This window comes from Pseudoalteromonas sp. QJM3NY_22, from assembly GCF_056173065.1.
Window position 1 is genome coordinate 418,472 of the sequence record NZ_JBWBTZ010000002.1, and the last position, 25,436, is coordinate 443,907.

The window sequence follows — 25,436 nt, forward strand, 5'->3', positions numbered from 1 at the left end:
TTAATATTAAATTAATACCAATTCACATTAGCCCTTCATGTTTTAATAACCACCGTTTTCTATCCAAGCCTCCCGCATAACCCGTTAACTTTGCGTTAGCACCAATGATCCGATGACACGGAACAATAATACTAATCGGGTTTTTACCATTCGCAGCGCCTACCGCTCTCACTGCTTTGGGGTTGTTGAGTTGGTTAGCAATATAGCCATATGTTTGCGACTCCCCAAAAGGTACTGTTAATAACGCCTGCCATACACTTTGTTGAAATACTGTACCGTTTGTATCAAGTGGTACCTCAAAAGTAGTGCGTTTTTTTGCAAAATACTCGTTCAATTGCACAGCGCAAATAAGCACCGCTTTGTTATTGACTTGCTCAAATGGCGTATGAGAGTGCTCAACTGGTGGATAAAACCCAACATAACTCACACCTTTATCGGTTGCTTGAATAATAATATTGTCTATTGGGCTTGGTATTTTTGTTTGAATTATCATTACAATTGCTGCCAAAGTTGAAACGTTAAGTAAGAGCGAAAAGGAGCGCAATGAGCAGGCTCAAAAGGGTTTGCTGCCGCTTGTGCTTTTTTAACACCTAAGTCGCCATCAAGTAGTATATCGGGTTGGCTTTGTCCTCGCAGCTTTGCATAGTTTACCGTCCAAGGGCCAATTCCTTTTAAACTAAGCCATTCGTCTAAATCATCATTTTGAGGGTTTAACGCACAAAATTGCGCTAAGTTATGCAGCGCATTTTTACGCGCCTGTGGCATTTTAAAAAATGTAAAATCACTATTAGCAACAATTTTAGCCGTAGGAAAATAAATGGCATCGCCCTTTTTTTCGCCTAATTCATCAACTAACTTTGTTACTAAATTATGCGCCGCAGTAACACTTACTTGTTGCCCAAGTACCGCCCTTATACCGGCTTCAAAGCTTGACCAAATTCCTGGAAGCCTGAGCCCCTCGCACACTGTAAATGCATTGTTTGTATTAGCGCTTAAATGCGTTTCAATTAAATTAATATCGGCATCCAAATCAAGTACACGACGTATATTATTTATTACTGGTTGCAGATGACGCGTATTATCTATGTCAATAGACACCCTAAAGTGGTTTTTACTCGCTATAAATTCAGCGGTAAAGCTTCCTTTATATTCCTCACTTGCAAAAGTACGCCCGTAACTCGTTTGCGTTATCCACTCCATTGGTTTTATCAAACGCCTTTGTAAAAAACACTGCAAAGCAGGCCAATTATAAGGCGGCCTAAATGGTAAAGTTAATGTGAGTGTTGACGTTGGTTTTTTATCGCCACTGCGCAGCTTCGAGGGGGCTATATTTAACTGCTGTAAAAATGCATCATTAAAGCGCCTAATGCTTTTAAAGCCAGCGGAAAAAGCTATTTCTGTCATTGGTAGGTTTGTTTCTTGAATCAGTTTTTTAGCAAAATGGCATTGATTGAATAACCTATATTGTGTAATAGACACACCAAAATATTGTTTAAATAAACGTCTTAAATAGCGACTACTAATACCTAAACGACCTGCTAATTTTTCGCAGTCATGTTCATCATTTTGATCTATTAATTGTTTTGCTCTCAACGCGGTAGTTTTTGTCCCCTGCCACGCTGCACTGCCAGGTGCACTATCAGGTCTACATCGAATACATGGCCTAAAACCATCTTGCGCTGCATTGTGCGCAAACTGATAATAAGCCACATTCTTTTCATGAGCCGTTGGTGCCGGACAAATTGGTCGGCAATATATTCCAGTGCTTTTAACCGCTACATAAAAAAGACCATCAAAACGAGGGTCTCGACTTTGACGTGCTTTTTGCCAATGTAAAAATTTCATAAACGGCTCTACAAACTAATTTAATAGAGCCTAGCTTATAGAAAATAAACTGTATTACTAGCCATATTCGGCACTTAACCAATAGCAGCTAAATAGCGATTTTGTACTTCAGCCCAATTAACCACATTATAAAAAGCAGCAATATATTCAGGGCGTCTATTTTGATATTTTAAATAATACGCATGCTCCCACACATCAAGGCCTAATATAGGTGTATTACCTTCCATTAAGGGACTATCTTGATTAGTACTGCTTTGTATAACTAATGACCCATCAGGTGCTACACATAGCCATGCCCAACCACTGCCAAATTGACTCACAGCCGCTGCAGTAAACTTTTCCTTAAATTGATTAAAACCACCAAGCTGCTCATTAATTGCTTGTGCCATAATATCACTTGGCTCTCCTCCTCCGTTGGGACTCATGACTGACCAGAATAAGCTATGATTTAAATGCCCACCAACATGCTCCTGCACTGCTTTTTTTAAATCATTTGGTAAGCCATTAATCTCTCTCAATAACTTTTCGGCATCTAAATCAGCAAACGGTGTATTCGCTAAAGCAGCATTAGCTTTATTGATATAGGTTTGATGATGTAAAGTATGATGAATATGCATTGTTTTACCATCAATATGAGGCTCAAGCGCATCGTACTCATAGTTAAGTGCAGGCAAAGTAAAAGCCATAAATACTCCTTTTTCTTTTAAATTAGTGCAGTTGATTGTTTGTAGTACTCTCTGAGCATAAGCAAAAATTTACTTGCTCAATAAGTTCGGGTAAAGAGGGGTAACGACGTGCAAATGACACAAGCTCAGCTGATGTTTTAAGATAATGATGCTTACTTACCTTTTGTACATCGTAATGAGTGTGCTTAATAAGTGGAGATAATGATAAGTGAACTTCACATAACCATTTACATGCATTTTCAGGTTGCTGCATTGCAATATAGGTATCAGCTAAATTATGGGAGGCAACAACAAGTGCAGGAATACAATGTTCAATAGCATAAATGACATTAGTATTAATTTGCGCACATAAGAATTGTTGTAATAGATGGCCAGCGAGTGTTTTAGCTAATAAGTACTTGTCACGCGCTTCAAGTAATGCACCTTGCTCAAAGGCATAATTGCCTTGCATGATGTTTGACTGCCAAGGGCTCAATGCTTGCTCAAGATAAAGTAAATCAGGTTGCTGCTGTTTTTGACCTAAGATCATAAAATCATCTATGCGTTTATTTAATATGCTATTAACTTACACATCATAAAACGCAAATGCAAATGATTTTCATTATCTATTTTGCAAAATTAATTAATTCATCTCCTGCTAATCGGTAAATAATCCATTCATTTTGCGCTTTAGCACCCATGCTGTCGTAAAAATCAATGGCCGGTTTATTCCAATCTAAAACCACCCATTCAAACCGACCACAGTTATTGCTAATCGCTTTGTTAGCTAAGTGTTTCATAATTACTTTTCCTGCGCCTTTCCCACGGCTATCTGGACTTACGTATAAATCCTCGAGATATAAGCCATTCTTACCTAACCATGTAGAGTAGTTATAAAAATAAACAGCAAAGCCTATTGGCTCATCGCCATCCAAACAAATAATACTATGTGCTGTCGCCCCTTCACTAAATAATGTATCTAATATGGCTTGTTCATTTGTTTTTACTGCGTCTGGTTCTTTTTCATAAATGGCTAACTCGTTTATAAAATGTAAAATCGTTTTTGAATCACTTGGTCGCGCATCACGAATTTCAATTATTTCACTCATATACTTTATACCTCAAATATATTGTTCTAATTTATCTTTTAAAAAATCCAATTGTATTGGCTTGCTTAAATAATCATCCATTCCGGCAGCAAAACACCTTTGCTTATCTGCATCCATCGCATTTGCCGTTAATGCTATTATTTTAATATCTTTGTGTTTGTCGCCCGCTAAGCCATTTCTAATAGCTTTTGTGGCATCAAAGCCGTCCATCACTGGCATTTGGCAATCCATTAACACAGCTTTAAAATAACCTTGCCCATGAGTATTTAAAATATCAATAGCGAGCTGTCCATTTTCAGCAAGCGTAATATTACAATTAAGTTTTTTAAGCATTAATGTGGATACTTGCTGATTAATTGGATTATCTTCTACAAGTAATATTTGAATAGGGTCACCTAATTTTTCTTTTTTCAAAGATGAGATATAACCGGATGTAACCAACGGTAATGCTTCATCATGCTCATTATTTGTAATTACCGACAACGCTGAAATCAGATCCGCCGTTGTAACAGGTTTAGGGAAATAAGCTTGAAATCCAATGCTTGAATAACGCTGAGCACCTTCCATACCAGCAATACTCGTCATCATAACAAGGGGCATGTTTTTAAAGTCATCGTTTGCTTTTAAAGCCTTGCAAAGTCCAATCCCGTCCATGCCAGGCATTTGCATATCAAGCACTGCAATATCATACATTTTTAGATTACTGCTGATGCGGCTTTCACACATTGCAAGTGCATCATATGCATCGCATGCAAGCGCTACATGGGCGCCCCAATGCTCTAGCTGCTGGGATATAACAATTCTATTAGTCTCATTATCATCAACAACTAAGACAGATAAACCTTTTATATTTAGCTTGTGTATATAACGTTCTTTTTGCTCACTTTGGGTGACTTGTATAGTCACAGTAAATTCACTGCCTTGGCCTGCTTCACTTTTAAGTGAAATTTCCCCACCCATCAGCTCACACAGCTGTTTACAAATAGCTAAACCGAGTCCAGTGCCACCATATTCTCGCGTTGTTGAAGCATCTACCTGAGAAAAAGGTGAAAATAATTGATGCTGTTTTTGCTCATTAATACCAATACCTGAATCTTTTACTTTTATTTGTAGCACTAAGCCTTGTTCTACTTTATCTATTTGAGCACTAACGACAACTTCACCTTTACTGGTGAATTTGACTGCATTACTCAATAAATTAGTAAGAATTTGACGGATACGACCTGGATCGCCACACAATTGTGAAGGCTCTAAAGCGACTAAATCTAAGATAATTTCAATGCCTTTATCTTGAGCTGTAAAAGCTTGCGCAGCTGCAACTTCACCAATTAAATCACCCGCATTAAAATTAATACTTTCGAGCTCTATTTTACCCGCTTCAGCTTTAGAGAAGTCCAAAATATCATTAATAACCCCCAGCAATGAGTGAGCACTTGTTTTAGCAATCCCTACTTTTGTTTCAATTGGTTTCGATAAGTTTTCAAGCTCAATAAGCTCTAGCATGCCAAGTACACCATTCATCGGCGTTCTAATTTCATGGCTCATCGTCGCTAAAAATTGACTTTTAGCAACCGCAGCATCTTCAGCCTTAACGAGGGCAACACTAAGCTCTTCTGCTATTTTTTTACGGCGTTGCGATATAAGCGTACTTCCGACTAAGGTTGCTAATGAACGTAAATAAGTTTCTTCGTTTTGAGTCCAATAATGGTGTTCATCCACTTTTTCAGCACTCAAAATCCCCAAATTCCCATCACCCGAAGAAATTACAACATCAATTAACGATTTAATATTTAGCGGCCTGGTGTAGTCATCAATAAACTCAGCTGTTGCAGGGTGCATATTGACATTATCAACCGCAATTAAGTTATGCTTGTAAATAGCAGAAAAATACGCAGGAAAGTCTTTAACTTTTAGCTCATCTTCCGTGCGAACCAGTCCCTCGCCTTTAGTATGTAAACTATGACGCACCATAGCATCACCGGCCTCATTAAAAATCCATAACGAAGCACGCTCTACATTCAATACCTCACACATTGATTTAACAACTAGTTTGTTCACTTCGCTTACATCACTACTTTGCACTTCAGGCGCAATGGTTAATTGGGCAAGATTTTTGTTATATCTGTTTGCTTTTTCACTTTCGATCTCTAAACGTTTATGAGCATCAATACTTTGAAATGAGCCAAATATACGTATGCATTCACCATTTTTAAATTCAGCTTGACCCATAGACTTAACCCACCTTTCTTTACCTTGATGGGTTAAAATTATCAGCTCAACACTCCAGCTTTCACCTAAAGTAACTGCATTTTCAAATAGCTTAGAGATTTTATCGCGATGTTCTCCCAGCTTGTAAAAATCTATTGCGGTCGCTAAATCGGGTTCATATTCATCAGGTACACCATGAATAACTTTAACTTCATCTGACCAATAAAGAGTATGGGCTTTTAAATCTATTTCCCACGCGCCAATTTGTCCCTGCTTACTCATTGATTCAAGTAAACTTTGCTGACGTTTTATTTTCAACTGTATATTGTAGCGCTCAGTAATATCCAATATAAAGCCATCAAGGTACAGAACAGTACCGTCAGAGTCATAGATTGCCTTACCCTTTTCATTAACCCATCGAACATAACCATTTTTTGCTATAATTCGGTATTCAATTGACCAGGTACTATGCTCTTTAATAGATTGGTTAATTGATTTTTTTATATGATCAATATCTTCTTCATGAAGAAGATCAAAGAAACGCTTATTTTTATTATTAATAAAATCATCTGCGGCATAACCAGTGATATCTTTAGTTTGATCACTTAAATAAAGCATCGTCCATATTTCATCTGACTCGCAGCGATAAATAATACCGGGAATATTTTCAACAAGAGACGCAAACTGATCACGGCTGCTTTGTAGTTCAGACTCCGTTGTTTTTCTTTGAGTAATATCTACATGCGTCCCAATCATTCGTTTAGGTGAGCCGTCGCTATTCCATTCAACTACTTTAGCTGTATCAAGTACCCAGACCCAATGCCCTAACTTATGCTTCATCCGAGCTTCGCTAACATAAAAATCACTGCCGCCAGCTAAGTAGGTTTTTAATTTTAATTCTGATTCAACTAAATCTTCTGGGTGTGCATATTTATACCAAGTATCTATGCTGCAAGGTTCTATTTCACTAAGTGTATAACCAATGATTTCAGCCCAACGTTTATTAAACGTAACTTTGCTTGTATCTACATACCAATCCCAAATACCAACAGCGGTACTATTGATAACAAGTTCAAGTTGTGTTTTATGCTGTTCTAATTCAAATTCCTGTAACTTAAGTGGAGTAATATCAGTGCGAATTGCTATATAGCTTTGTGGTTTACCCTCATCATCTAAAAATGGCGCTATAGTGGTGTCCATCCAATATAAGCTACCGTCCTTTGATCTGTTACAAATTTGCCCATTCCAAACTTCACCACGCTTAAGCGTTGCATACATTTCTTCAAAAAAAGCATGTGAATGCGTGCCTGAATTTAATAACCGGTGATTTTGACCTATAAGCTCATATTCTTCATAACCACTTATTGCACAAAATTTTCCGTTCACAAAAACTATTGTTCCGTGTAAGTCAGTAACAGCAACAATTGCATGCTTATCAAGCGCTGATTTTTGCTCTGCTAATTGCTTAAGTGCAATTTGCAATGCAGCTCGTTGTTCTTGCAAAGTACTTTGCTGTTCTTGATTTACTTTTACCAGCTCATGCAAATCTTTTGAAAGCTGATTAAACTCAATACTGTCGTTTAAAATAGGGATTTTTACATGTTTCCCTCTAGTTATACTTTCAACAATATTAGTTAAACGAATTAACGGGCGAGATAATATACGACCAAACCACCAAGACGAACATAAAATAAGCAGCAAAGATCCAGCATTAGTTAAAATAGCAAGCCGCTTATAATAAAGACTGCCTTGTAATGCTGCTTCAGCTGGTTTGGAAACTAATAGCTGCCAACCTTGCTGGCCTAAAAAATCAAGTTCATTAATGTATGCATAAAATATTTTTTCATTGTTATTAGCATAACTAAACACTTGTTTTGGTGCAGAGCTGTTTTGATTTAAAAGCGGTGGGGTAGCAACGGAAGCCCTTGTTTGCTTTTCGATTTTGCTATTGTGTAGTATAAAGAATGCAACACTCGTATTTTTTGCCTGTATTTTGCTTAAGTTGTTTAGCAGTCCCTGTAAGTTTACATCGGCTAGTAATACACTTTTTAGTTTATTTTGATCGTCAAATATAGGTAACGACACTATATGATGCGCATGTCCTTCAACCACCATAGAATGAAATAATGCTTTATCTGTTTTATTTTGTGCTATGAATAATTTAGTGAGTTCTGATTCTTGAATTTGATTAAATAAGGAAAGCTCTATTTTTGCTTTGTTAGGCAACACGTCAATGATTTCAATATGATTTATAAAATCATATTGTCTGACAAAATCATTTATTAAAGCGTGTTCCTTAGTTGGACTTATACTTAATTGCGACTTTAATAAATACAGATCATTAACTTGGTCTAAAAACCAAATTTCAGCAAATTGCTTTCCAATATTGCTGAGTTCATTTAGTTCGCTATGCGCATTTTGCTTAAGCGTATTATTTACATGCTGAAAACTAAACCACGTTAACAAGCACAACGGCCCTAATGCTATAATTATAAAGGTAATAATTAATTTACTTCGAACAGATTGTCCTTTACCTGTTAATACTCCAAAGTTTAAACCCTTATCCATGCTTATTGCCTAATAGCTTATAGTCATTTTATAGTGACTATATTAATGCATTAAATATTTAAAGACGCAAGTTTTGAGCTATAAACGCCTTAAAAAATCGGTATTTAGCGTTATAACGTCAAATTAGCATTACTTGAATTCAAGTATTAAGTGCAATCATTATGCAGCCACCAGAACTTCTGATTGCCCCGTAAATAACTCATGAGGGGTTTTATACCCTCTTGTTTTTCTTGGCCGATGGTTGAGCTTATCAACTGCCGCCTGTATTTCTGCTTCACTTAGCGACATAAAGTCAGTTCCCTTGGGGAAGAAGCGTCTAAGTAAGCCGTTGGTATTCTCATTTATGCCCCGCTCCCATGATGAATATGGGTGAGCGAAATACACATCCGCTTCTAATTTTTGTGCAATATGCTCATGGTGAGCAAACTCTTTTCCATTATCTAAAGTCACGGTAATAACCTTACCTTTATAGGGTGTCATACACTTGATCAGCGCATCGGCTGTTATTTTCGCATGCTTGCTTTCAATTCTGTGAACGACTGTATATAACGTTTTACGTTCAACCATTGTAACAAAGGCATTTTTACGCCCTTTGCCTATGACTGTATCGCCCTCCCAATCACCAATCCTAGACTTTGAATCCACAATACTTGGGCGTTCATCAATACTGACTCGATTAACTATCTGTCCACGTTTATCGTAGCTTCCATAGCGTTTTTTATACTTTTTACATGCACGAGTGAGTGTCTTATGTAGTTCACCACCACGAGCCTTGTCTCTGTAAATATATTGATAAATCGTTTCATGATGCAAAACGACCTTTTTCTCTAAAGCTAAGCGGCCTGCCACCTGCTCTGGCGAAAGTCCGTCAACCAACAATTTATTAATCCAGTCAGTAACATCATCTGTTAACTTACTTGCTTTGAAAGATGACTTGCGTCTTTGCTCTGCAAAATTATTGGCTTGGTTAGGTCGATAGCCTTTAAGCCCTTTATTGCGTTTTAACTCTCTAGAGATAGATGACGGTGAACAAGTGAGTTCATCAGCTATCTGTTTTTGGTTATTTCCTGCTTTTATTAACGCGTAAATCTGGTATCTTTCTGCTTGTGTCAGCTGTTTATATTTCATTAAAGCAATTTCCTTTGGCGAGAGAATGGCCGAATTATAACAGCTGGCCATCTAATCTGAGAAATTGCACTTATTATCCGAATTTAGGTTACAATAAAAAACATGCCAATAGGATTAATTTTTTGACTCCTTTGTCACTCTTGTAGCTGTTTTAAACTCCCCATGATATAAGCATTATTCAATAAAAGTGTTTTGAGAGCATTATGGCGCACGATCACTCACATAGTCATGTAGACGAAAACCAAAGCGATAAACAGCTCGCCGTTGCTGTTATCATTAACGTATTACTAACCGTAACCCAAGTTATTGGCGGGATATTTTCGGGTAGCTTATCGCTTATAGCTGACGCACTTCACAATTTAAGCGATGCTGGGGCAATATTTATAGCGCTCATTGCACGTAAAATCGGTAATAAACCAGCTGACGTAACTCATCATTTTGGCTATAAGCGCGCTGAAATCCTCGCTACTCTTTTTAATAGCACTACATTAATTATAATTGGCCTATATTTAATTTTTGAAGCCATTTCTAGCTATTTAAATCCGCAGCCTATTAATGGTTGGATAGTTGTCTGGGTGGCAGCAATAGCATTAGTTATTGATTTATCAACAGCGTATTTAACCTACCGAGCTGGTGCAAATCACAGCATAAACATAAAAGCGGCTTTTATTCACAACATCTCAGATGCAATGGCCTCTATTGTTGTTATTATTGCTGGCACTTTAATTATTTTATACCAGTGGTATATCGTTGATTTAATTGCCACAGTGCTTATTTCTGTGTATGTAATTTATCATGGTATTTTATTATTAAAGCAAAGCGGCAAAATTTTAATGCAAGCAGCCCCTAATAACATTGATACACACGCAATATCACATGCTATTAGTAATGAATTTAATATCGAATCGGTAGTCAGCATTAAGCTTTGGCAACTAGATGATAAAGAAAATCATTGTGAGCTTGTTATTAGCACTCAACAAACAATTGATTTACCCGCAGTAAAAGGCTTCTTACACGACAATTTTAACATCGAAAATTGCATAATAGAAACCAGACCTATTGCAAATAAAGGCGCAGCATAATAGCGTTAATAATCAGCTAAACAAATGCATAACTATTTAATTGAAAACATCTCGTATTATCATTTACAATATTGCTACTAACTTATAATGAGATACTGTTTTTGAAACTTTGGTTACGTAGAATTCATTTAGGCCTTGCCCTCATTAGCGGACTATTTTTATTAATAGTGAGCTTAACCGGTGCTGTTATGATTTATGCAAAAGACATACAGCACTTCATTCAGCCAGATAAATGGCAAGTTATTCCGCAGCCTCGTACATTAAACAATCAAAAATTGATAGAAAACGTGCAAGCGCAAACACAACAAAAAATTGTTTTTTTTATGCCCGAGCAAAATAAAGCATTAGCTTGGCAATTTAGATTGGCTAACAAGCACTACGTGAGTGTCAATCCTTATTCTGGAAAAATAATTCATAACTATCAAACAACAGACACAATTTATGGCTTTGCTTTAGGCTTACATCGCTGGTTATTATTTGAAGATAGTGATGGTAAAAAACCATTTAAAAATTGGATGTCAGTGTGTGCATTATTACTTTTAATCAATGTACTACTCGGCTTTTACCTATGGATAAAACCAAAAAACAGAATTAAGCGTTTAGCTATTAAGCCTAAAGCCAAATTTAGAGTGCTAATGTATCAATTACATACCGTACTTGGTGTTTACTTTTTTATACCGCTTGTACTTATTGCCTTTACTGGTATGGCATTTAATTGGAAAACACAAACTCAATCAGTATTAGAATTTGTAACGTTTAATAAAGTAGAACAAAGGCCCAAAGCGCCAAAAATAATAGCGCCTTCTCAAGCTGATATAAACTATAACGAAGCAATTAAAAATGCTGGGGATGTATTCCATGATGGTCGATTATTTAGAATTTACTTACCTAAAAAAGCAGACGATGCCATTGCGCTCAGAATTCAAAACCCTGGTGAAAGCCATGCTTATAGTTGGGTATGGGTAAATCCATTTACAGGCAAAGTATTAAACTCATTTGACGCAAGTAAAGCCAACTTTACGACGCAAGCATGGAACTTTAAGTATAAATTTCACATTGGGGATTTTGCAGGCCCCATAGTGCAATTTATATGGTTATTGATTGCCCTTTCACTCGCATTTTTTATTGTAAGCGGTGTGTATTTTTGGTTAAAACGCCACAAACGAAAATAAATCTCATTAACACTTGCGTGATTAGTTGATAATAATTACCATTGCGAAAATTATTATCAACTAAGAGCTCTCCCATGTTAAAAACTTCGCTTTGCCTTATTGCTGTTGCAGTAAGTACTAACACGCTAGCAGATGAAAATAATAAAAATGAATACGCTTCTGAACAATTAGAACATGTCATTGTATCTGGCAGTCGTATCTCAGAAAGTATTGACGAAGTACCTGCCTCTATTACCGTTATTAATCAACAACAAATACAGCAGCATTTAAAAGTAAGCTCAGAACTGGGGAGTTTACTTGCACAAATGGTTCCAGGACTTGCCCCAGATACAGGCAGCTCAAGTAATTCAGGACAAACGCTACGTGGCCGTGCGCCTTTAATAATGATTGATGGTGTACCGCAATCAACCCCTCTTCGTAACGGTTCTTTAGGCATAAAAACACTTGATGCAAGTGCCATAGCGCGCATTGAAGTTATAAAAGGCGCGACTTCTATTTATGGTAATGGTGCTTCAGGTGGCATTATTAACTACATAACAAAACAGGCTCGCAGTGATGGTAAGCCTGAAGGTGAAATAAGTATTTCAAGCCGCTTTAGCGCTGTTAAATTAGCAGAAAGTGGCGGCGGTAGAATATCGGCAGCAGTAAACGGCAAGATCGATAAATTAAGCTACCTGTTAACGGCAAGCTATGAAGAAAACGGCGTGCAACGCGATGCACAGGGCGATATTTTAGGCTTACAATACGGTTTATCAGACTCTGAAACTCAAAATTACTTTACTAAACTAAGTTACGATTTTGACGACGAAAAGCAATTGCAGTTTAGCTATAACTTTTACAGCTCACAGCAAAAAACTGACTTAGGTGATATTACTGGCGATGGCAATATAGGGGAAAAAACATACGCTATTCACGTACCCACAGAACTACAAAAGCAAGGTAAGCCGCAAGGACCCGATGGCAACGTTAATATTACTCTAAAATATGTTGACTACGCGTTGTTTGAAAATACACAAATGACCCTCGATCTTTATAAACAAGATATAGAAAACGTATTCTTTTTCTCCACTAACCTAGCTAACCTCGATGAAGGCTATACCGGTGGTCAGTCCGTTATTAAATCAGAAAAGCAAGGTGCAAGGGCTACATTTAATAGCCAGTTTGATTTTGAGAACGTAGCAGCCACCCTAATCTACGGCATTGATGCCTTAAACGATAAAACATCACAACCTTTGGTGGATGGCCGTGTGTGGGTACCAGAAATGGACATGGAAAGTGTTGCTGGTTTTTTACAAACAAAATGGGTAATAAACGACGATATTATTGTAAAAGCAGGTGTAAGAAACGAAAGTATTGATTTGAGCGTAAGTGATTACCAAACATTAAAACTGTGTAGAACCCCTTCGCAATGCTCAGTCCCATTAAATGTGCGTGGTGATACCATAAACTATGACGCTACAACGTATAATGCAGGCATAAAATACAATTTAACAGATGCATTCAGCCCATTTTTTAGTTATTCACAGGGATCTGATATTTCTGATATTGGGCGCTTACTTCGCGCTGCAACCGTTGACGATATTGCACTTATTCAGACACAAGCATCTATAATTGACAACTACGAAATTGGTTTTACTTCACAGTTTGAAAACGTTCGTTTTGAATTTGCACTGTACAGAAGTACTTCAGAGCTTGGCACCAGTAATGAATTTAACGAAGTAACGGGTGTTTACGAACCCGTACGCGCACCGCAAGAAATATGGGGTTACGAAGGTTTAGTTAATTATACTATTAATCAAGATCTTAAATTAAGTGCTACATACAGCTACGTAGAAGGAAAAAATACTGAAGCGGATGAATATTTAGGGGCAAAACAAATCAGCCCACCTAAAGCCACTGCTAATTTAACATGGCAAACTAACGAAAAGTTATCACTTGCAATGAGTTTTTTATATGTAGGTGACAGAAAGCGCTTTGATAAAAATGCGCAAGGCCAATACTCTGGCGATCAGGGCCCTGTGAGTAGCTACAACACATTTAACTTAAGTGGCCAGTACAACGTTAACGCCAGGTGGAGTGGCTATTTTGGTATCGAAAACCTGTTCAATAGCGATTACTACCCTGCCCGCGCACAATCTTACACTTACGGCGGCTATAACATCAAAGGATTAGGCACAACGGCTACCCTCGGTGCTAAATACCAGTTTTAATTAACCTGAGTTCTGCTTAAGCGATAACTAATGCGTTAAGCTCTACGTCAGTTAAATTAAGGTGTGGCTTCTTTTCTTTCAAGCAATAAGCCACCAATCCAGCGACTAAATTCAACATAAAGCCGTTCATACTCCGATGTCTTGAATGTTCAATGAAGGATATGTTCTTGAGCTGGTCATTAATTGTTTCGATTATAAAGCGTTTTGAAAGCATTGCTCTATCCCATAATGACATCGCTTTTGCCTTCATATTTTTGCGAACCGTCGTAATGAGCTTTACCCCTTTATCGAGTAAATCGGCTTCTAAAGCTTTACTTAAATACCCTTTGTCACCATATAATTTATCCGTCAGGCAGCTCGCTAACTCACGCACTGGTTGAGTATCATGTACATTTCCTGTTGTCACTTTCGCAGCAACAATTTCACCATGGTGATTAACGATTAAATGTAGCTTGAAGCCATAAAACCATCCCATTGTTCCTTTGCCACGCTGGGCTATTCCATCAAAGGTTTTGTGTCTTGGAATACGAATATTATGGCACACTTTAATACATGTGGAGTCAATGAATTCAACGCCTGTGGGTTTACCTTTAAGTGAAGTAAAATAGGCACACATCGGCACAATTACCCTTGGCATAACGGCTAAAAATCGTGTGTAACTGAGCAAGTTGGGAAATTCACTTTTGTACATAAGTGATACATAGCCAAGGTAGTAATTTTTGAAATCTCGGTGATGTGACATATGAAAACTAATAACAATAGTCATAATTTCACTGGTCGTCATACGTCCTGAACGCTGACGTTTTTGGGTGCCATCTTCGAGTAATTGTTTTTCCCATTGGGGTATAAATACTTTGCAAAAATCATCGACATCGCAAAATAATTCAACTAATTTAATCATGCCTGTTCCTTGCTTATCCAATCGTTTTTGGTCGAAAGATCGGATCTCGGAACAGGCATTTAGTTCAATTTCTTAAACGAGATTCAGGTTAATTAGCAATAGACTCAATAAATAGGCATCATCAGCATGCCTATTTATTTAAAAAAATAATATAAAAAGCAGTATCTCAACTTATTATCTATAAATACCTCTAGTAATCATTCTCAGATGCTAATACAAATAAAAAACTGTCCATAAACCAAGCAATAACGCAAACTTAAATAAGAATCAAAACCAATAGTAACACAATGATTTTTATAGAGAAAACTTGCAATTCATTCAATTTATACTACACTGCTTACAATTGAAATAGTTAAGGCGATTTATCATGAAAGGTAATCAAAAAGTAATCGATGCGTTTAATACATTGTTAGCTAACGAATTAGCAGCAATCGATCAGTATTTTATACACTCGCGCATGTATGACGACTGGGGTTTAAACAAGCTATACGAACGCCTTAACCATGAAATGGAAGAAGAAAAAGATCACGCAGATTGGCTTATTAAGCGCATCTTGTTTTTAGAAGGTGTACCAAATATGACTAAGCGCCGTGACTTACTTATCGGTAGCGATGTAAAAAGTATGATGCAAAACGATTTAACACTAGAGCTTGAAGTAGTAGCGTGTGTTAAAGACGTAATCGCAATATGTGAAGAACAGCAAGATTACCAATCACGTAGCATTTTAGAAAAGCTGTTATTTGATACCGAAGAAGATCATGTTTACTGGTTAGAGCAACAACTTGGTCTAATTGATAAAATTGGTTCTGAAAATTATCATCAAGCACAAATGGCTTAGTAGGAGCATATTATGAAAGGCGATAAAGACGTTATTGCGGCGCTAAATAAAGTACTCGCTAATGAGCTTGTTGGTATTAACCAATATTTTTTACATGCACGCATGTTTAAAGACTTTGGCTTCACTCAACTAGACAAAGCAGATTACAAAGTATCTATCCAAAAAATGAAAAACGCCGATCGATTAATTGAACGTATTTTGTTTTTAGAAGGCTTACCAAATCTTCAAGACTTAGGCCGATTACGTATTGGTGAAAACAGCGAAGAAATGATTGCTGCTAACATGAGCTTTGAACTCGATACGATTGATGAATTACGAAGCGCAGTTAAACTGGCTGAAAGTAAAAAAGATTATATTACCCGTGAAGCCCTTGATCACATTTTAAATGAACAAGAAGAGCAAATTGATTGGTTAGAAACCCAACAATTACTTATTAAAAATACGGGCATTAAAAACTATTTACAGTCTCAACTGTAAACAATAATTCAGCCACGAAAAAAGCAGCTAAAAAGCTGCTTTTTTTATATCTAAATTTTATACGTAATTAAGCAACTTGATCCGTTACATCCGCAATCTGAATAAGTCTGCGATTAAGGATCTTTTTAGTACAACCACAACACTTACCGCATTGGCTGCCCACTTTAAGCTCTTTAGTTAATTCACGCATGGTCGTTGCACCATCGTCAATTGTTTGCTCAATTTTTTTATCTGTCACACCGTGACATAGACAAATATACATGAATACAAACCACTCTCAATTACATTTAGTATGTGCATATTAATCTAAACGAAAATAGTTATCAATTATTTTATTGGCTAATATGTATCTTTTTTCAGCTTATGGCCAGCGCCACTTAAGTTGAGAATTCACGGCAGCTTGAGAATAGTTTGAATTTTAAGCAAGGTCTGGCGCACAGATTGAGATTTATTAGAGTCAACCTTAAATTTAAGTAAGGTTAGGTTTAAGTAAATATTTGAATGGTTGAAAATTAATGACATTAAGGCTTCAGAAGCCTTAATGTATAAGTACGGAATTTATGGGAAGGTGATTTCCGGTTTGTACCATGAGCAGACATTGGTAACACTCATATAAGCGGCGATTTACTGCTCTTGTGAATTGTTCGTCTTAATGTTTTTGTTATGTGCGTATATATCAAGCGCCGCTTCACTTGCTGAGGTTATAGCTGCCACGCCACGCAAGGTGATGTCTACATCTAATTCTATGTACGAACCTAAATTAGTCGTAAACGCTGCGAAGCTGCCCTTTAACTCAAAGAGATAAATCTTTTGAAACGCTTTGCAACTCGAAATATTTTTCATTTTTGAAGATATGCATTCTTTGCTTAACTCAACCGCCGACTCATATTTTACTACCATTTTTTCTAATTGCGCTTTGTCGTCAATATTTTCAGCGAACGAGTAAAAACTAGCGAAATAAAAAACTATAATTACTAACTTTAAAATTCTAAACATAATATTCCTTTTCGAACATAACGAGACTGTAGAATAACTCCAACAACCAAATTAATTTAAAAACGAGCGCCTAAAATCAACGCTAAGCGTTTTTAAAGCATTAGGTAATGCATTTGGAACCCATAAAACAGGCTGTTTTTCTTAAAAATGAGTAATTCTACAGCCTCAACGAGCCTGTAGATTAACTCGTTTTTAAATTTGTTTTTATTGATAAACAAACCATAGCTGAGTTCCTATTTTGGTTCAATTGATTACTGTATTTTTACGCAGAATATAAAGAAGTATTTGATATTGTTTTAATTGGCGTTTTAGAAGGAATTACGGGTGTTTGAGTGGCTTTATTTTGGCTTAAAAGGGGTTGCCTCTCTTAATGCATCGTGTTTTGCAGCTTTTCTATATGTAGTGGTCAATAAAATTTGGCCACAGTTTTAGAATCTTTGTATCTGACCTCAGATTCATTTGGCGCTAAACCGGCATTATAATGATGCGGCCTAACATTATTGTAATATCCATTTATGTAATCACTTACGCTATATTTAGCGTCTATAAAATTTCCATATCCACTCTTTGGCATCCATTCCGTCTTAAAGCTTCTAAAAAATCGCTCCATTGGCGCATTATCCCAACAGTTTCCACGCCTGCTCATACTTTGTGTGATTTTATAGCGCCATAAACGTTGGCGATATTTTAAACTTGTATAATGACTACCTTGGTCAGAGTGAAACATCAGTCCTGTCGGTTTTCCTCTGCTTTCATACGCGAGTTCAAGCGCTTTTAGCGTTAAATTAGTATCTGGTGACAACGACATTGCCCAGCCAACCACTTTGCGTGCAAATAAATCAATAACCACGGCTAAATAAGCCCAGCGATTGCCTGTCCAAATATACGTCACATCACCGCACCACACGGTATCCGGCTCAACAACATCAAACTGCCTATCAAGCAGGTTTGGGATTTCAAGGTGTTCTTTACCACCGCGTTTATATGAATGTTGAGGTACTTGGCAGCTCTCAAGCTTTAATTTAACCATTAGCTTAGCTGCACGATAACGGCTCAATTCAAAATCATTGTTCGTTGCTATCGCTGCGATTGTCCGTGCCCCTGCTGAACCACCACTCATCGCATGTATTGCTTTTACTTCAGCCTCTAACCTTACTTGCTCAGGTGTCGGCGTTGTATCCCGTATGGCCCAGTATTTATAGCTGCTACGATGCACATTGAATACACTACATAGCACGCTAATTGGATAACGCTCTCGTTGATTTAATTTCTCAATTAATGAGAATTGTTCAGGGAGTCGGACATCAAGAGAGCGGTAGCCTTTTTTAATATATCCTTTTCTAATTCAATGCGTTGGATTTGCTTTTTAAGTTCGCGGATTTCAATTTGTTCGGGCGTCATTGGTGACGCTGATGGTGACTGACCATTGCGTTCTAGCTTTAATTGAGTAACCCACTTACTTACGGTTGATTTACCCACCCCCATCGCTTTTGCTGCGTCTTCTTGCGTATAACCTTGGTCTACTACAAGCTGAGCCGTTTCTAATTTAATTGCCGCTGAATATGTTGCGCGTTTTAATTTCGTCATTTTTTCACCCAAATTTGTATGCTTATTAGCATAACATTTCTTTCTTAATGGGTGGCCAAAATCACTGTACCACTACAATATTATGAACAAGGCAATACTGTTGTCATTGGGCGTTCACTTTCGCTTGACTCCGTAAGGTCAATTTATTCATGCCTTTATTCACTGTAATATTCCGCTTTTTATTTAAAGGAAAGCAGGTTCAATACAGCCGAATCGTTTGCCATTCTTTAATAAACAGCTGTCGCCGTCCAATTGGGCTCTCTATTTTCACTTTCACCTTATTAACATTGTTCAGCTTTTTGCGTGATTCATTATTTATAATAATGCACTCTTCATGCTGTTTTTGTTGGCTTTTTTCGTAATAATTAGGATGGGTGTCATCCTAATTGCGATATTTTGGCTGCATTTCTTGCATCGTCAAGTGCTCGATGATGAGAACCACTAAATGCGCCAATTGATATTTCCAGCGCTTTCTTTAAACCCACAGGTTTTCTCAAGTTGCAATATTGTTTAAAAGCTTTCTTCAAGTTTAATATGTTCAATGGCTCAAACGTGTTAAGACCGTGCAGTGAACAATCTAGGTTCAACTGAACTAAGTCGTATGAGCCCCAACTAACAAAAAGCCAATCTTCCTCTGAAGGTAACCAACGAATAAAGTCACTAAAGACAGCTTTAAATATTGGAGAGTTATCTAATTCTGCTTGTTGGATCCCAGTCAGGTCAGCGCAAAACTGACTAATAACGGGGTGAATAATTGGTTTTACAAAAGATTGATATTCCTTAACGACTTCTAGGGTATTACAATCAACAAGAACCGCCCCTACCTCTATAGTTTCTCTGTCTTTTGGTGGTATTGAACCATCTTCAGTACAAGTATGCTCAATATCCAAAACTACTGCATACTTGTTAGAAACGGTTAGCTGCTCAAAGTTATTTATAGTATGACTTTTCTCCATTATCTTACCCCTGAGCGCATTTCATTTTGGTCAATAAGAAAGTTCAAAATCTGTAACTAAAGCCAAACAGCCCGTGGAAATATGGTAATTAGCGTTTTTTTTAAACTATCTTCGAGCTCTCTCTTACTGCCACTATCTCTTTCAACAGAAATGGATACTGAGCTGTTTCCATTGTGCGTAACAAATCCATCGTCAAAATCAGCTTCATAAAGACGATCATCTATCTCATCCATACTTAGAGATGTGTCACCAACATTAAATCGAATAGTAAGCTTATGCAATGGCATTTATTCACCAACTTCAAACCTTATACATACAATTGGAGATTATAAGCCACCATCAACTTTGAGCAAATAACATACAAAAAGAAAATTACTTGCAGATAAACTTGAAAACAAACCCTAAGCCACAAGAGCCTGAAAAAACAAAGCCCCGCGAGTGCGAGGCTTTGGATTCAAAAAACTTCTTTAGTCATAAACTATCAGCTATTTCATTACATCTAACCTTTCCCACTTTTGTGGAGATATAGTCATGTTCGCACCAATACTCTTAATTAGTTCTAGCTGCTCTTGAGAAACCATCTTTTTTTCTTCGTAAAAAATTGCGCATATTGTTTCAAGTGCAAGTTTGTTCTCGTTTACATCTATGAACTCTTTTACCTCTTCTATTTCATCTTCAGAAAAATTATTTCTACAAAGATCTAAAAGCTCATTCATTTTTTGATTCATTGTTCCTGCTCCTTTTCAGGATTTCTTGGCACGTTATTTGGCCATGCTGTAATGATTTTACCATTTTCATCCGCATTCCCAGTAATAACATCAATTTTAACCCCATTTCTTGTTCCAGAAGTTTTTGTCCGCCCATCACGAGCTGGTCTTGACTTAGACTCTGGATCTGTAGCGACATCAGAAACTGCATCCATTACTTCTTCATCAGTCCAATCTGATGGGAATTCCGATTTACCCGGAACTCCTCTTCCCGGACCATGACCACCACCATCTTCATCGCCATCGAGGATATGCTTTGTCGCATCATCATCTGCTAAATTCACAGAATCACTAGAGCTATTTGATACTCCCCACGCCATAGCTCCAACAACAAGAGCATCAAAAGCCGCCATTCCTACAGTGTACTCAATCAGAGGTACTGCCGCTAAAAACAAAAACTCGCCATTCGGATCAGTGTACTTATACGGATTGTTATTAACATATAAGTAGCGGTTAAACGACATTACTGGGTTTTTAGGTGTCCAACCAACAGGATCATTCGAATAAAAACGCCCGATAACTGGATCATAGTATCGTGCCTGCATATAACTCAACCCTAAGTCGGTGTCGAATTTATGCCCTGTGAACCCTACATCATCTTTGGGGGCTTCTATCGATTCACCAAATGGACGAGCATGCTGTCGACTTTCATTCACTGTTTGCGGTGTTACATCACCATATTTGGCAATCAGTTTTTTACCTAAGTAAATATAGTTAGTGCCGCTGCCGGTTATGGTGTCGCCTTTTTCTCTGTACAGCAATGTACCATCTTGGCTGTACATTGAATAGCTGGTGCCATTACCATCTGTCTGTTTTACACGGCGATTATGCCCATCATATAAATAGCTGTTGCCTTTGGCTGAAGTAAGCTGATTAGCGCGGTTAAAGCTTAGTGTGTATGCGCCATTATTAGTGATGTTACCTCGGGTATCGTAACCTATTGAGCCATATCTGCCACTTACGCCGGTTACTTTAGATAACCGATTTTTAGCGTAGTCGTAGGTGTAATTGAGTGTTTTACCCTTATTTTTATAGTAAGTAATGTTACCGAGCCCATCGTAGCGCATTTCACTTGACCCAATACCTGCCGCCCCAGTGGTACTGGTTAAGCGGTCAAGGTCGTCATACTGTAAATTAGTTAGACTATAAGCGCTGTTTTGGCCATCAATAATCGACGTTACATTTGCATTATTGTCGTAATCATAGGTTAAAGCCATTACAGTACTAGGTATATTACTGCCAGCTGGGCCTGTATCTTTAAGTTGTTTTGGTAGTAGGCTATCTGCATATAGTGTTGTTTGATGCTTAACACCATTACCATACGTAAACGAACTCAGTGTACCATTAGCATAGTAGCTTGCACTTTTCGCAAAACTTAAATCAACATTTCCACTTTTATACACTTGTGCTTCTGTTGGCTCACCAAAGCCATTGGGTTTGAAATTTACAATAGTTCCATCTGAGTAACCTAACTGTTCACGCTGTTGCAAGGCATTGTATTTATAATTAAGCATTAGAGGTAATTCATTACCCACAAATAGCTGCTCTTCTTCGAGGCGATTTTGGTTGTTGTACTCATAACGATGAATTACATTACCAGCTGTTAGGGTTTTGACGTTCCCGTTTTTGTCACGCTCGTAGCTAACATCGCCTGAAGCATCTGGGTAGTTAACTTGTTTAAGACTGCCTAAGTTATCATATGTATAAAAAGTACTGCCACTCGGCGCTGTAGTTGTACACTGTGTATTAGCAACGCCACTTTGGCTCCAGATGAGTTCACCTAGTGCGTTATACTTATAAAGGGTATTACCTATATCAGGTCGTGTAGTTAAACATAACTGTTTACTATTGTCGTAATAACGACGTTCAGTAACACTCGTTGAATTTCCATACTGGTTAACACCAGCTTGTGTAATAGCATGTGTTAAACCAAATATATCAATATCTAATGTGGTGGTTACATTCTCAGGCGATTCTATTTTTACTGCACCTGAGTAACTTGGTGAACCAAAGGCCTGATAGGTTGTGGTTGTTACGTGACCTTTTGCATCCGTTGCTTGTATACGATTACCAGATAAATAGGCGTAATTAACGGTGCCTAATCCACTTGTTGTAACACTTTGCTGTCGACCTAGTGAGTCATAGACGGTTGTAGTGCCTTTATTTTCACTTATATTTGCGCTTGCATAAGATTGGAACGTTGGTTGATTCAAATAGTTATATTCGAAACGCTGATAACGGGTACTATTTGCTGCTGAGCTATTGACTAAATCTTGGCTTTTTGTTTTTGTCAGTCGCAGTAAGTTGTCATAGTACTCTGTGGTTTTAAATACAGCGTTACCTGTACATGCTGTCCGTGAACTATTTAACGTACAGGTTGACGCAGTGCGGGTATTGGTATCGTTATCCCAAGTATATAACGTGTCGTACCAGTTGCCATTAGCCGCATCATTTGTTAAATCTACGGATTTAATACGACCCATGTCATCATAGGTGTAATTAGTTGATACGCCATTATAATCGGTTGTACGAGTTACCCACCCGTTATTATCAACGATCCTACCCACACTCATGCTTCCTGTGGTTGACCTATTTGGCATCGTTATTACCTGCGGTAAACCGCGCTTGTAGTTTGCATATTCAATAAAACGCTTACCAGTACCATATGTTCGATTCAAGCTATAGCTAACCTTTTTCAATAAGCCTGAAGAGAAATACTCCCTATCATTTATAAATATTTCACCATTACTTTTCTGTAAAGTTGGTAATTTGAAGGTATTATTTTTTCCATTGTTATAGCTAGTAAAGTTTTTATATACAATCTCATAGTTTGCAAGTGTGCTACCATCAATTGGTTTATCATCTGTAAACTCAGCAACAGGAAGCCCTAGCGCCCATGAATCATTATCATGTAAATAAACCTTTCTCTTATAAAGTTCGTTGTTACTTAAATTATTTCTCTCTTTTATTTCTGTCACAAAACCATATTCATCAAACTTTTCAAAATCTGTTATATATTCATCCTGATCGTTGTTGTTGCTATATATAATTGTTTTTTTATTAACTAAATTAACTCTGTTTGTAATTTGTGAGGTATTAATTGCTTTGCAGGGACTTCCCCTTTGACCACAGTCAATCCATGAACTACCTACATAATCACCTTTAGAGTAAGTATATTCCTCTCTTTTGATTAACTGATTACTCAAAGAGAGTGTATCTTCAGCAATAACTATATTCTCACTTATAGATCAGGGCAAGATCACGAACTTTACCTTGACTTAAAAGTATGATCTTATACTCCTTTTTTAAGGAGCATCCCCATGTCTAACATTCAGCTATTTAAATATTTCGAATCAATCGACGACCCTCGCCAACAAGGTAAAGTTGTTCATAAACTATTTGATATCATATTCTTAGCTGTTAGCGCTGTTGTTTCAGGCTGTCAGGGCTGGGAAGAGATTGAAGATTTTGGTCATGATAGACTAGATTGGCTCAGAAAATATGTTCTTCTTGAACAAGGGATCCCTCGCCATGACACAATTGCTCGTGTAATGAGCCGTATTGACATGACGCAATTCCAAGATTCCTTTTCTTCTTGGATGAAAGCCTGCTCCAAATTAACTCAAGGCGGTGTAGTTGCTATTGACGGTAAACGATTGAAAGGTTCATTTAATCAGTCAGATAGGCGCGATGCGCTTTATATGATCAGTGCATTTGCATGCGAAAATGGTGTTGTTTTGGCACAATGCCCAGTTGATAAAAAGTCGAACGAAATAAAAGCGTTGCCAGAGCTGCTTGAATTATTAGAGATAAAAGTCTGCTTAGTAACGATTGACGCTATGGGGTGTCAAAAATCAATTGCAAAAAAAATAGTTGGTAAAGAAGCCGATTACTTACTTGCGGTAAAAGCAAACCATAAAAAGCTACTGTCACAAATAGAAGATGTGTTATTACCTGAGGTAGCACGACAAGCATCTGATGGGCTCTTGTTTAACGAAGTCGATTATCAAAAAAATAGAGAAGAATTTAGGTGCTGTGCAGTGAGCCATAACGTGAGCAGTTTATCAGAAACGATACACTGGGAGGGTGTAAAAACAGTGGGTGTTATTGTTTCTTATAGGAAAGAAAAAGGTAAATTAAGCAATGAGTTATGCTATAGATACTATATTAGTTCAGCGAATTTAACAGCGGAAGAACTCGCGAGAGGAGCACGACAACATTGGCAAATAGAAAATGGATTACATTGGCGTTTAGATGTAGGATTTAAAGAAGATGAGTGTCGAATTAGGCGCGAAGGTGCAGCACCTGTATTTGCGGGGCTGAGACACATCGCATTTAATCAGCTAAAAGCAGAAAAAAGCTTTAGTAAAGGCATGCCCGCAAAACAGAAAAAAGCTATGCGCAGTACAGCCTACCTTGAAAAGGTACTGAACGCATAGACTTTTTTCATGCTCTTGCCCTGACTTATAGATTGGCTTTCTCTATCAATATAAAAAATATTTATTTGATCTTGCTTAATTATTTTCACCGTCCTGAAATGCAAAGGCGTTCTAGATTCAACCATAGAAGGAAACTTTTCAATGCCAGCTGATTTCGAAATATTGACTGGATCTGATACAAAATAATTGAGATCATTTCGTTCGCCATTCTCAAAATAAAATGGAGCATCATTACTTAATCCATAATGACCTGAATTTTCAGAGTAGATATAATTCCAGTCTATATCATCTAGTTTACTGCCAGTGATTCTTTTTCTTACTAGGGATAAGGATAAACTACAGTTTAAGTTATACATGTAGCTAAATTCATCTAACATTTGGTAGCCATAAACCCTTGGTATTACATTTGAACGATTATGTTTTTTTATCAGACATTGATCAGACCAATTTCAAAAATTTCGATTTAATTTAAACGCTTAATTCTCTTT

At 37.3% G+C, this 25,436-nt stretch carries 22 protein-coding genes and 1 pseudogene; 6 read left to right on the forward strand and 17 right to left on the reverse strand.

From position 1 onward, the window contains the following. Positions 1-22: 22 nt before the first annotated feature. The 7 genes from AC0VZ4_RS22155 to AC0VZ4_RS22185 all read right to left on the reverse strand — a co-directional run bounded on the left by AC0VZ4_RS22155 (position 23) and on the right by AC0VZ4_RS22185 (position 9,523). Positions 23-493 carry a methylated-DNA--[protein]-cysteine S-methyltransferase gene (locus AC0VZ4_RS22155; protein ID WP_475442160.1) on the reverse strand — a complete coding sequence of 157 codons (471 nt, stop codon included), beginning with the start codon at positions 491-493 and terminating at the stop codon, positions 23-25. Further along, positions 493-1,845 (reverse strand): DNA-3-methyladenine glycosylase 2 family protein, encoded by a 1,353-nt coding sequence (locus AC0VZ4_RS22160; RefSeq protein WP_033029722.1) that lies wholly within the window; start codon positions 1,843-1,845, stop codon positions 493-495. Before AC0VZ4_RS22160 ends, AC0VZ4_RS22155 begins: the two co-directional genes overlap by 1 nt. A gap of 74 nt (positions 1,846-1,919) precedes the next feature. Next, entirely contained in the window at positions 1,920-2,531 is a 612-nt protein-coding gene (locus tag AC0VZ4_RS22165; protein ID WP_475442161.1) for a superoxide dismutase, read from the reverse strand. 22 nt (positions 2,532-2,553) lie between these two features. Continuing rightward, positions 2,554-3,060: a hypothetical protein gene (locus tag AC0VZ4_RS22170; RefSeq protein WP_007375592.1), complete on the reverse strand. Its 507-nt coding sequence runs from the start codon at positions 3,058-3,060 to the stop codon at positions 2,554-2,556. A gap of 76 nt (positions 3,061-3,136) precedes the next feature. Further along, positions 3,137-3,619, reverse strand: coding sequence for a GNAT family N-acetyltransferase (locus AC0VZ4_RS22175; RefSeq protein ID WP_007375593.1), 483 nt, complete (start codon positions 3,617-3,619; stop codon positions 3,137-3,139). A 12-nt stretch (positions 3,620-3,631) separates the two neighbouring features. After that, positions 3,632-8,395, reverse strand: a complete 4,764-nt coding sequence (locus tag AC0VZ4_RS22180) for a PAS domain-containing protein (RefSeq protein ID WP_475442162.1) — start codon at positions 8,393-8,395, stop codon at positions 3,632-3,634. 159 nt (positions 8,396-8,554) lie between these two features. Then, complete coding sequence (locus tag AC0VZ4_RS22185; protein WP_475442220.1) at positions 8,555-9,523, reverse strand: IS30 family transposase; 969 nt, start codon at positions 9,521-9,523, stop codon at positions 8,555-8,557. A 203-nt stretch (positions 9,524-9,726) separates the two neighbouring features. Here AC0VZ4_RS22185 and AC0VZ4_RS22190 point away from each other — a divergent pair, with 203 nt between their 5' ends. The 3 genes from AC0VZ4_RS22190 (at position 9,727) to AC0VZ4_RS22200 (ending at position 13,987) form a co-directional block, all read left to right on the forward strand. Continuing rightward, positions 9,727-10,605, forward strand: a complete 879-nt coding sequence (locus tag AC0VZ4_RS22190; protein WP_475442163.1) for a cation diffusion facilitator family transporter — start codon at positions 9,727-9,729, stop codon at positions 10,603-10,605. Positions 10,606-10,706: 101 nt separating this feature from the next. Continuing rightward, positions 10,707-11,777 (forward strand): PepSY-associated TM helix domain-containing protein, encoded by a 1,071-nt coding sequence (locus AC0VZ4_RS22195; RefSeq protein ID WP_475442164.1) that lies wholly within the window; start codon positions 10,707-10,709, stop codon positions 11,775-11,777. Positions 11,778-11,851: 74 nt separating this feature from the next. Next, positions 11,852-13,987 (forward strand): TonB-dependent receptor, encoded by a 2,136-nt coding sequence (locus tag AC0VZ4_RS22200; protein ID WP_342865652.1) that lies wholly within the window; start codon positions 11,852-11,854, stop codon positions 13,985-13,987. A 16-nt stretch (positions 13,988-14,003) separates the two neighbouring features. Here the strand turns inward: AC0VZ4_RS22200 and AC0VZ4_RS22205 are convergent, their stop codons facing one another. Continuing rightward, a complete protein-coding gene (locus tag AC0VZ4_RS22205; RefSeq protein WP_475441595.1) occupies positions 14,004-14,888 on the reverse strand; it encodes an IS982 family transposase in 885 nt (294 codons plus the stop codon). A 367-nt stretch (positions 14,889-15,255) separates the two neighbouring features. On the opposite strand from AC0VZ4_RS22205, the gene bfr (AC0VZ4_RS22210) reads away from it, so the two are divergent. After that, the gene (bfr, locus tag AC0VZ4_RS22210; RefSeq protein WP_007375598.1) at positions 15,256-15,726 is read left to right on the forward strand and encodes a bacterioferritin; all 471 of its coding nucleotides are present in this window, start codon (positions 15,256-15,258) and stop codon (positions 15,724-15,726) included. 12 nt (positions 15,727-15,738) lie between these two features. Next, on the forward strand, positions 15,739-16,203 hold the full coding sequence (gene bfr / locus AC0VZ4_RS22215; protein WP_002958984.1) for a bacterioferritin: 465 nt from the start codon (positions 15,739-15,741) through the stop codon (positions 16,201-16,203). A 67-nt stretch (positions 16,204-16,270) separates the two neighbouring features. On the opposite strand, the gene AC0VZ4_RS22220 is transcribed toward bfr (AC0VZ4_RS22215), so the two are convergent. The 8 genes and pseudogenes from AC0VZ4_RS22220 to AC0VZ4_RS22255 form a co-directional block, all read right to left on the reverse strand. Next, positions 16,271-16,465 (reverse strand): (2Fe-2S)-binding protein, encoded by a 195-nt coding sequence (locus AC0VZ4_RS22220; protein WP_002960627.1) that lies wholly within the window; start codon positions 16,463-16,465, stop codon positions 16,271-16,273. Between the two features lie 362 nt (positions 16,466-16,827). Then, complete coding sequence (locus AC0VZ4_RS22225) at positions 16,828-17,199, reverse strand: hypothetical protein (RefSeq protein WP_475442165.1); 372 nt, start codon at positions 17,197-17,199, stop codon at positions 16,828-16,830. A gap of 406 nt (positions 17,200-17,605) precedes the next feature. Continuing rightward, positions 17,606-18,786 (reverse strand): IS3 family transposase gene (locus tag AC0VZ4_RS22230; protein WP_475442166.1). Its coding sequence is split into 2 segments (ribosomal slippage): positions 17,606-18,528 and positions 18,528-18,786, totalling 1,182 coding nucleotides; the frame shifts between segments, so codons are not numbered across the junction. A gap of 103 nt (positions 18,787-18,889) precedes the next feature. Beyond that, positions 18,890-19,102 (reverse strand): annotated as a pseudogene (locus AC0VZ4_RS22235) (hypothetical protein); the annotation flags it as partial. Positions 19,103-19,163: 61 nt separating this feature from the next. Beyond that, positions 19,164-19,742 (reverse strand): 3'-5' exonuclease, encoded by a 579-nt coding sequence (locus AC0VZ4_RS22240; protein ID WP_475442167.1) that lies wholly within the window; start codon positions 19,740-19,742, stop codon positions 19,164-19,166. 56 nt (positions 19,743-19,798) lie between these two features. Beyond that, a complete protein-coding gene (locus AC0VZ4_RS22245; RefSeq protein WP_475442168.1) occupies positions 19,799-19,975 on the reverse strand; it encodes a hypothetical protein in 177 nt (58 codons plus the stop codon). Between the two features lie 252 nt (positions 19,976-20,227). Beyond that, positions 20,228-20,470, reverse strand: coding sequence for a MafI family immunity protein (locus tag AC0VZ4_RS22250; RefSeq protein WP_475442169.1), 243 nt, complete (start codon positions 20,468-20,470; stop codon positions 20,228-20,230). Next, entirely contained in the window at positions 20,467-23,715 is a 3,249-nt protein-coding gene (locus AC0VZ4_RS22255; protein WP_475442170.1) for an RHS repeat-associated core domain-containing protein, read from the reverse strand. Before AC0VZ4_RS22255 ends, AC0VZ4_RS22250 begins: the two co-directional genes overlap by 4 nt. 114 nt (positions 23,716-23,829) lie before the next feature. Between AC0VZ4_RS22255 and AC0VZ4_RS22260 the strand changes: the two genes are divergently transcribed. Beyond that, positions 23,830-24,948, forward strand: a complete 1,119-nt coding sequence (locus tag AC0VZ4_RS22260; RefSeq protein WP_475442171.1) for an ISAs1 family transposase — start codon at positions 23,830-23,832, stop codon at positions 24,946-24,948. On the opposite strand, the gene AC0VZ4_RS22265 is transcribed toward AC0VZ4_RS22260, so the two are convergent. Continuing rightward, positions 24,921-25,325, reverse strand: coding sequence for a hypothetical protein (locus AC0VZ4_RS22265; RefSeq protein ID WP_475442172.1), 405 nt, complete (start codon positions 25,323-25,325; stop codon positions 24,921-24,923). The genes AC0VZ4_RS22260 and AC0VZ4_RS22265 overlap by 28 nt on opposite strands. Positions 25,326-25,436: the final 111 nt, after the last annotated feature.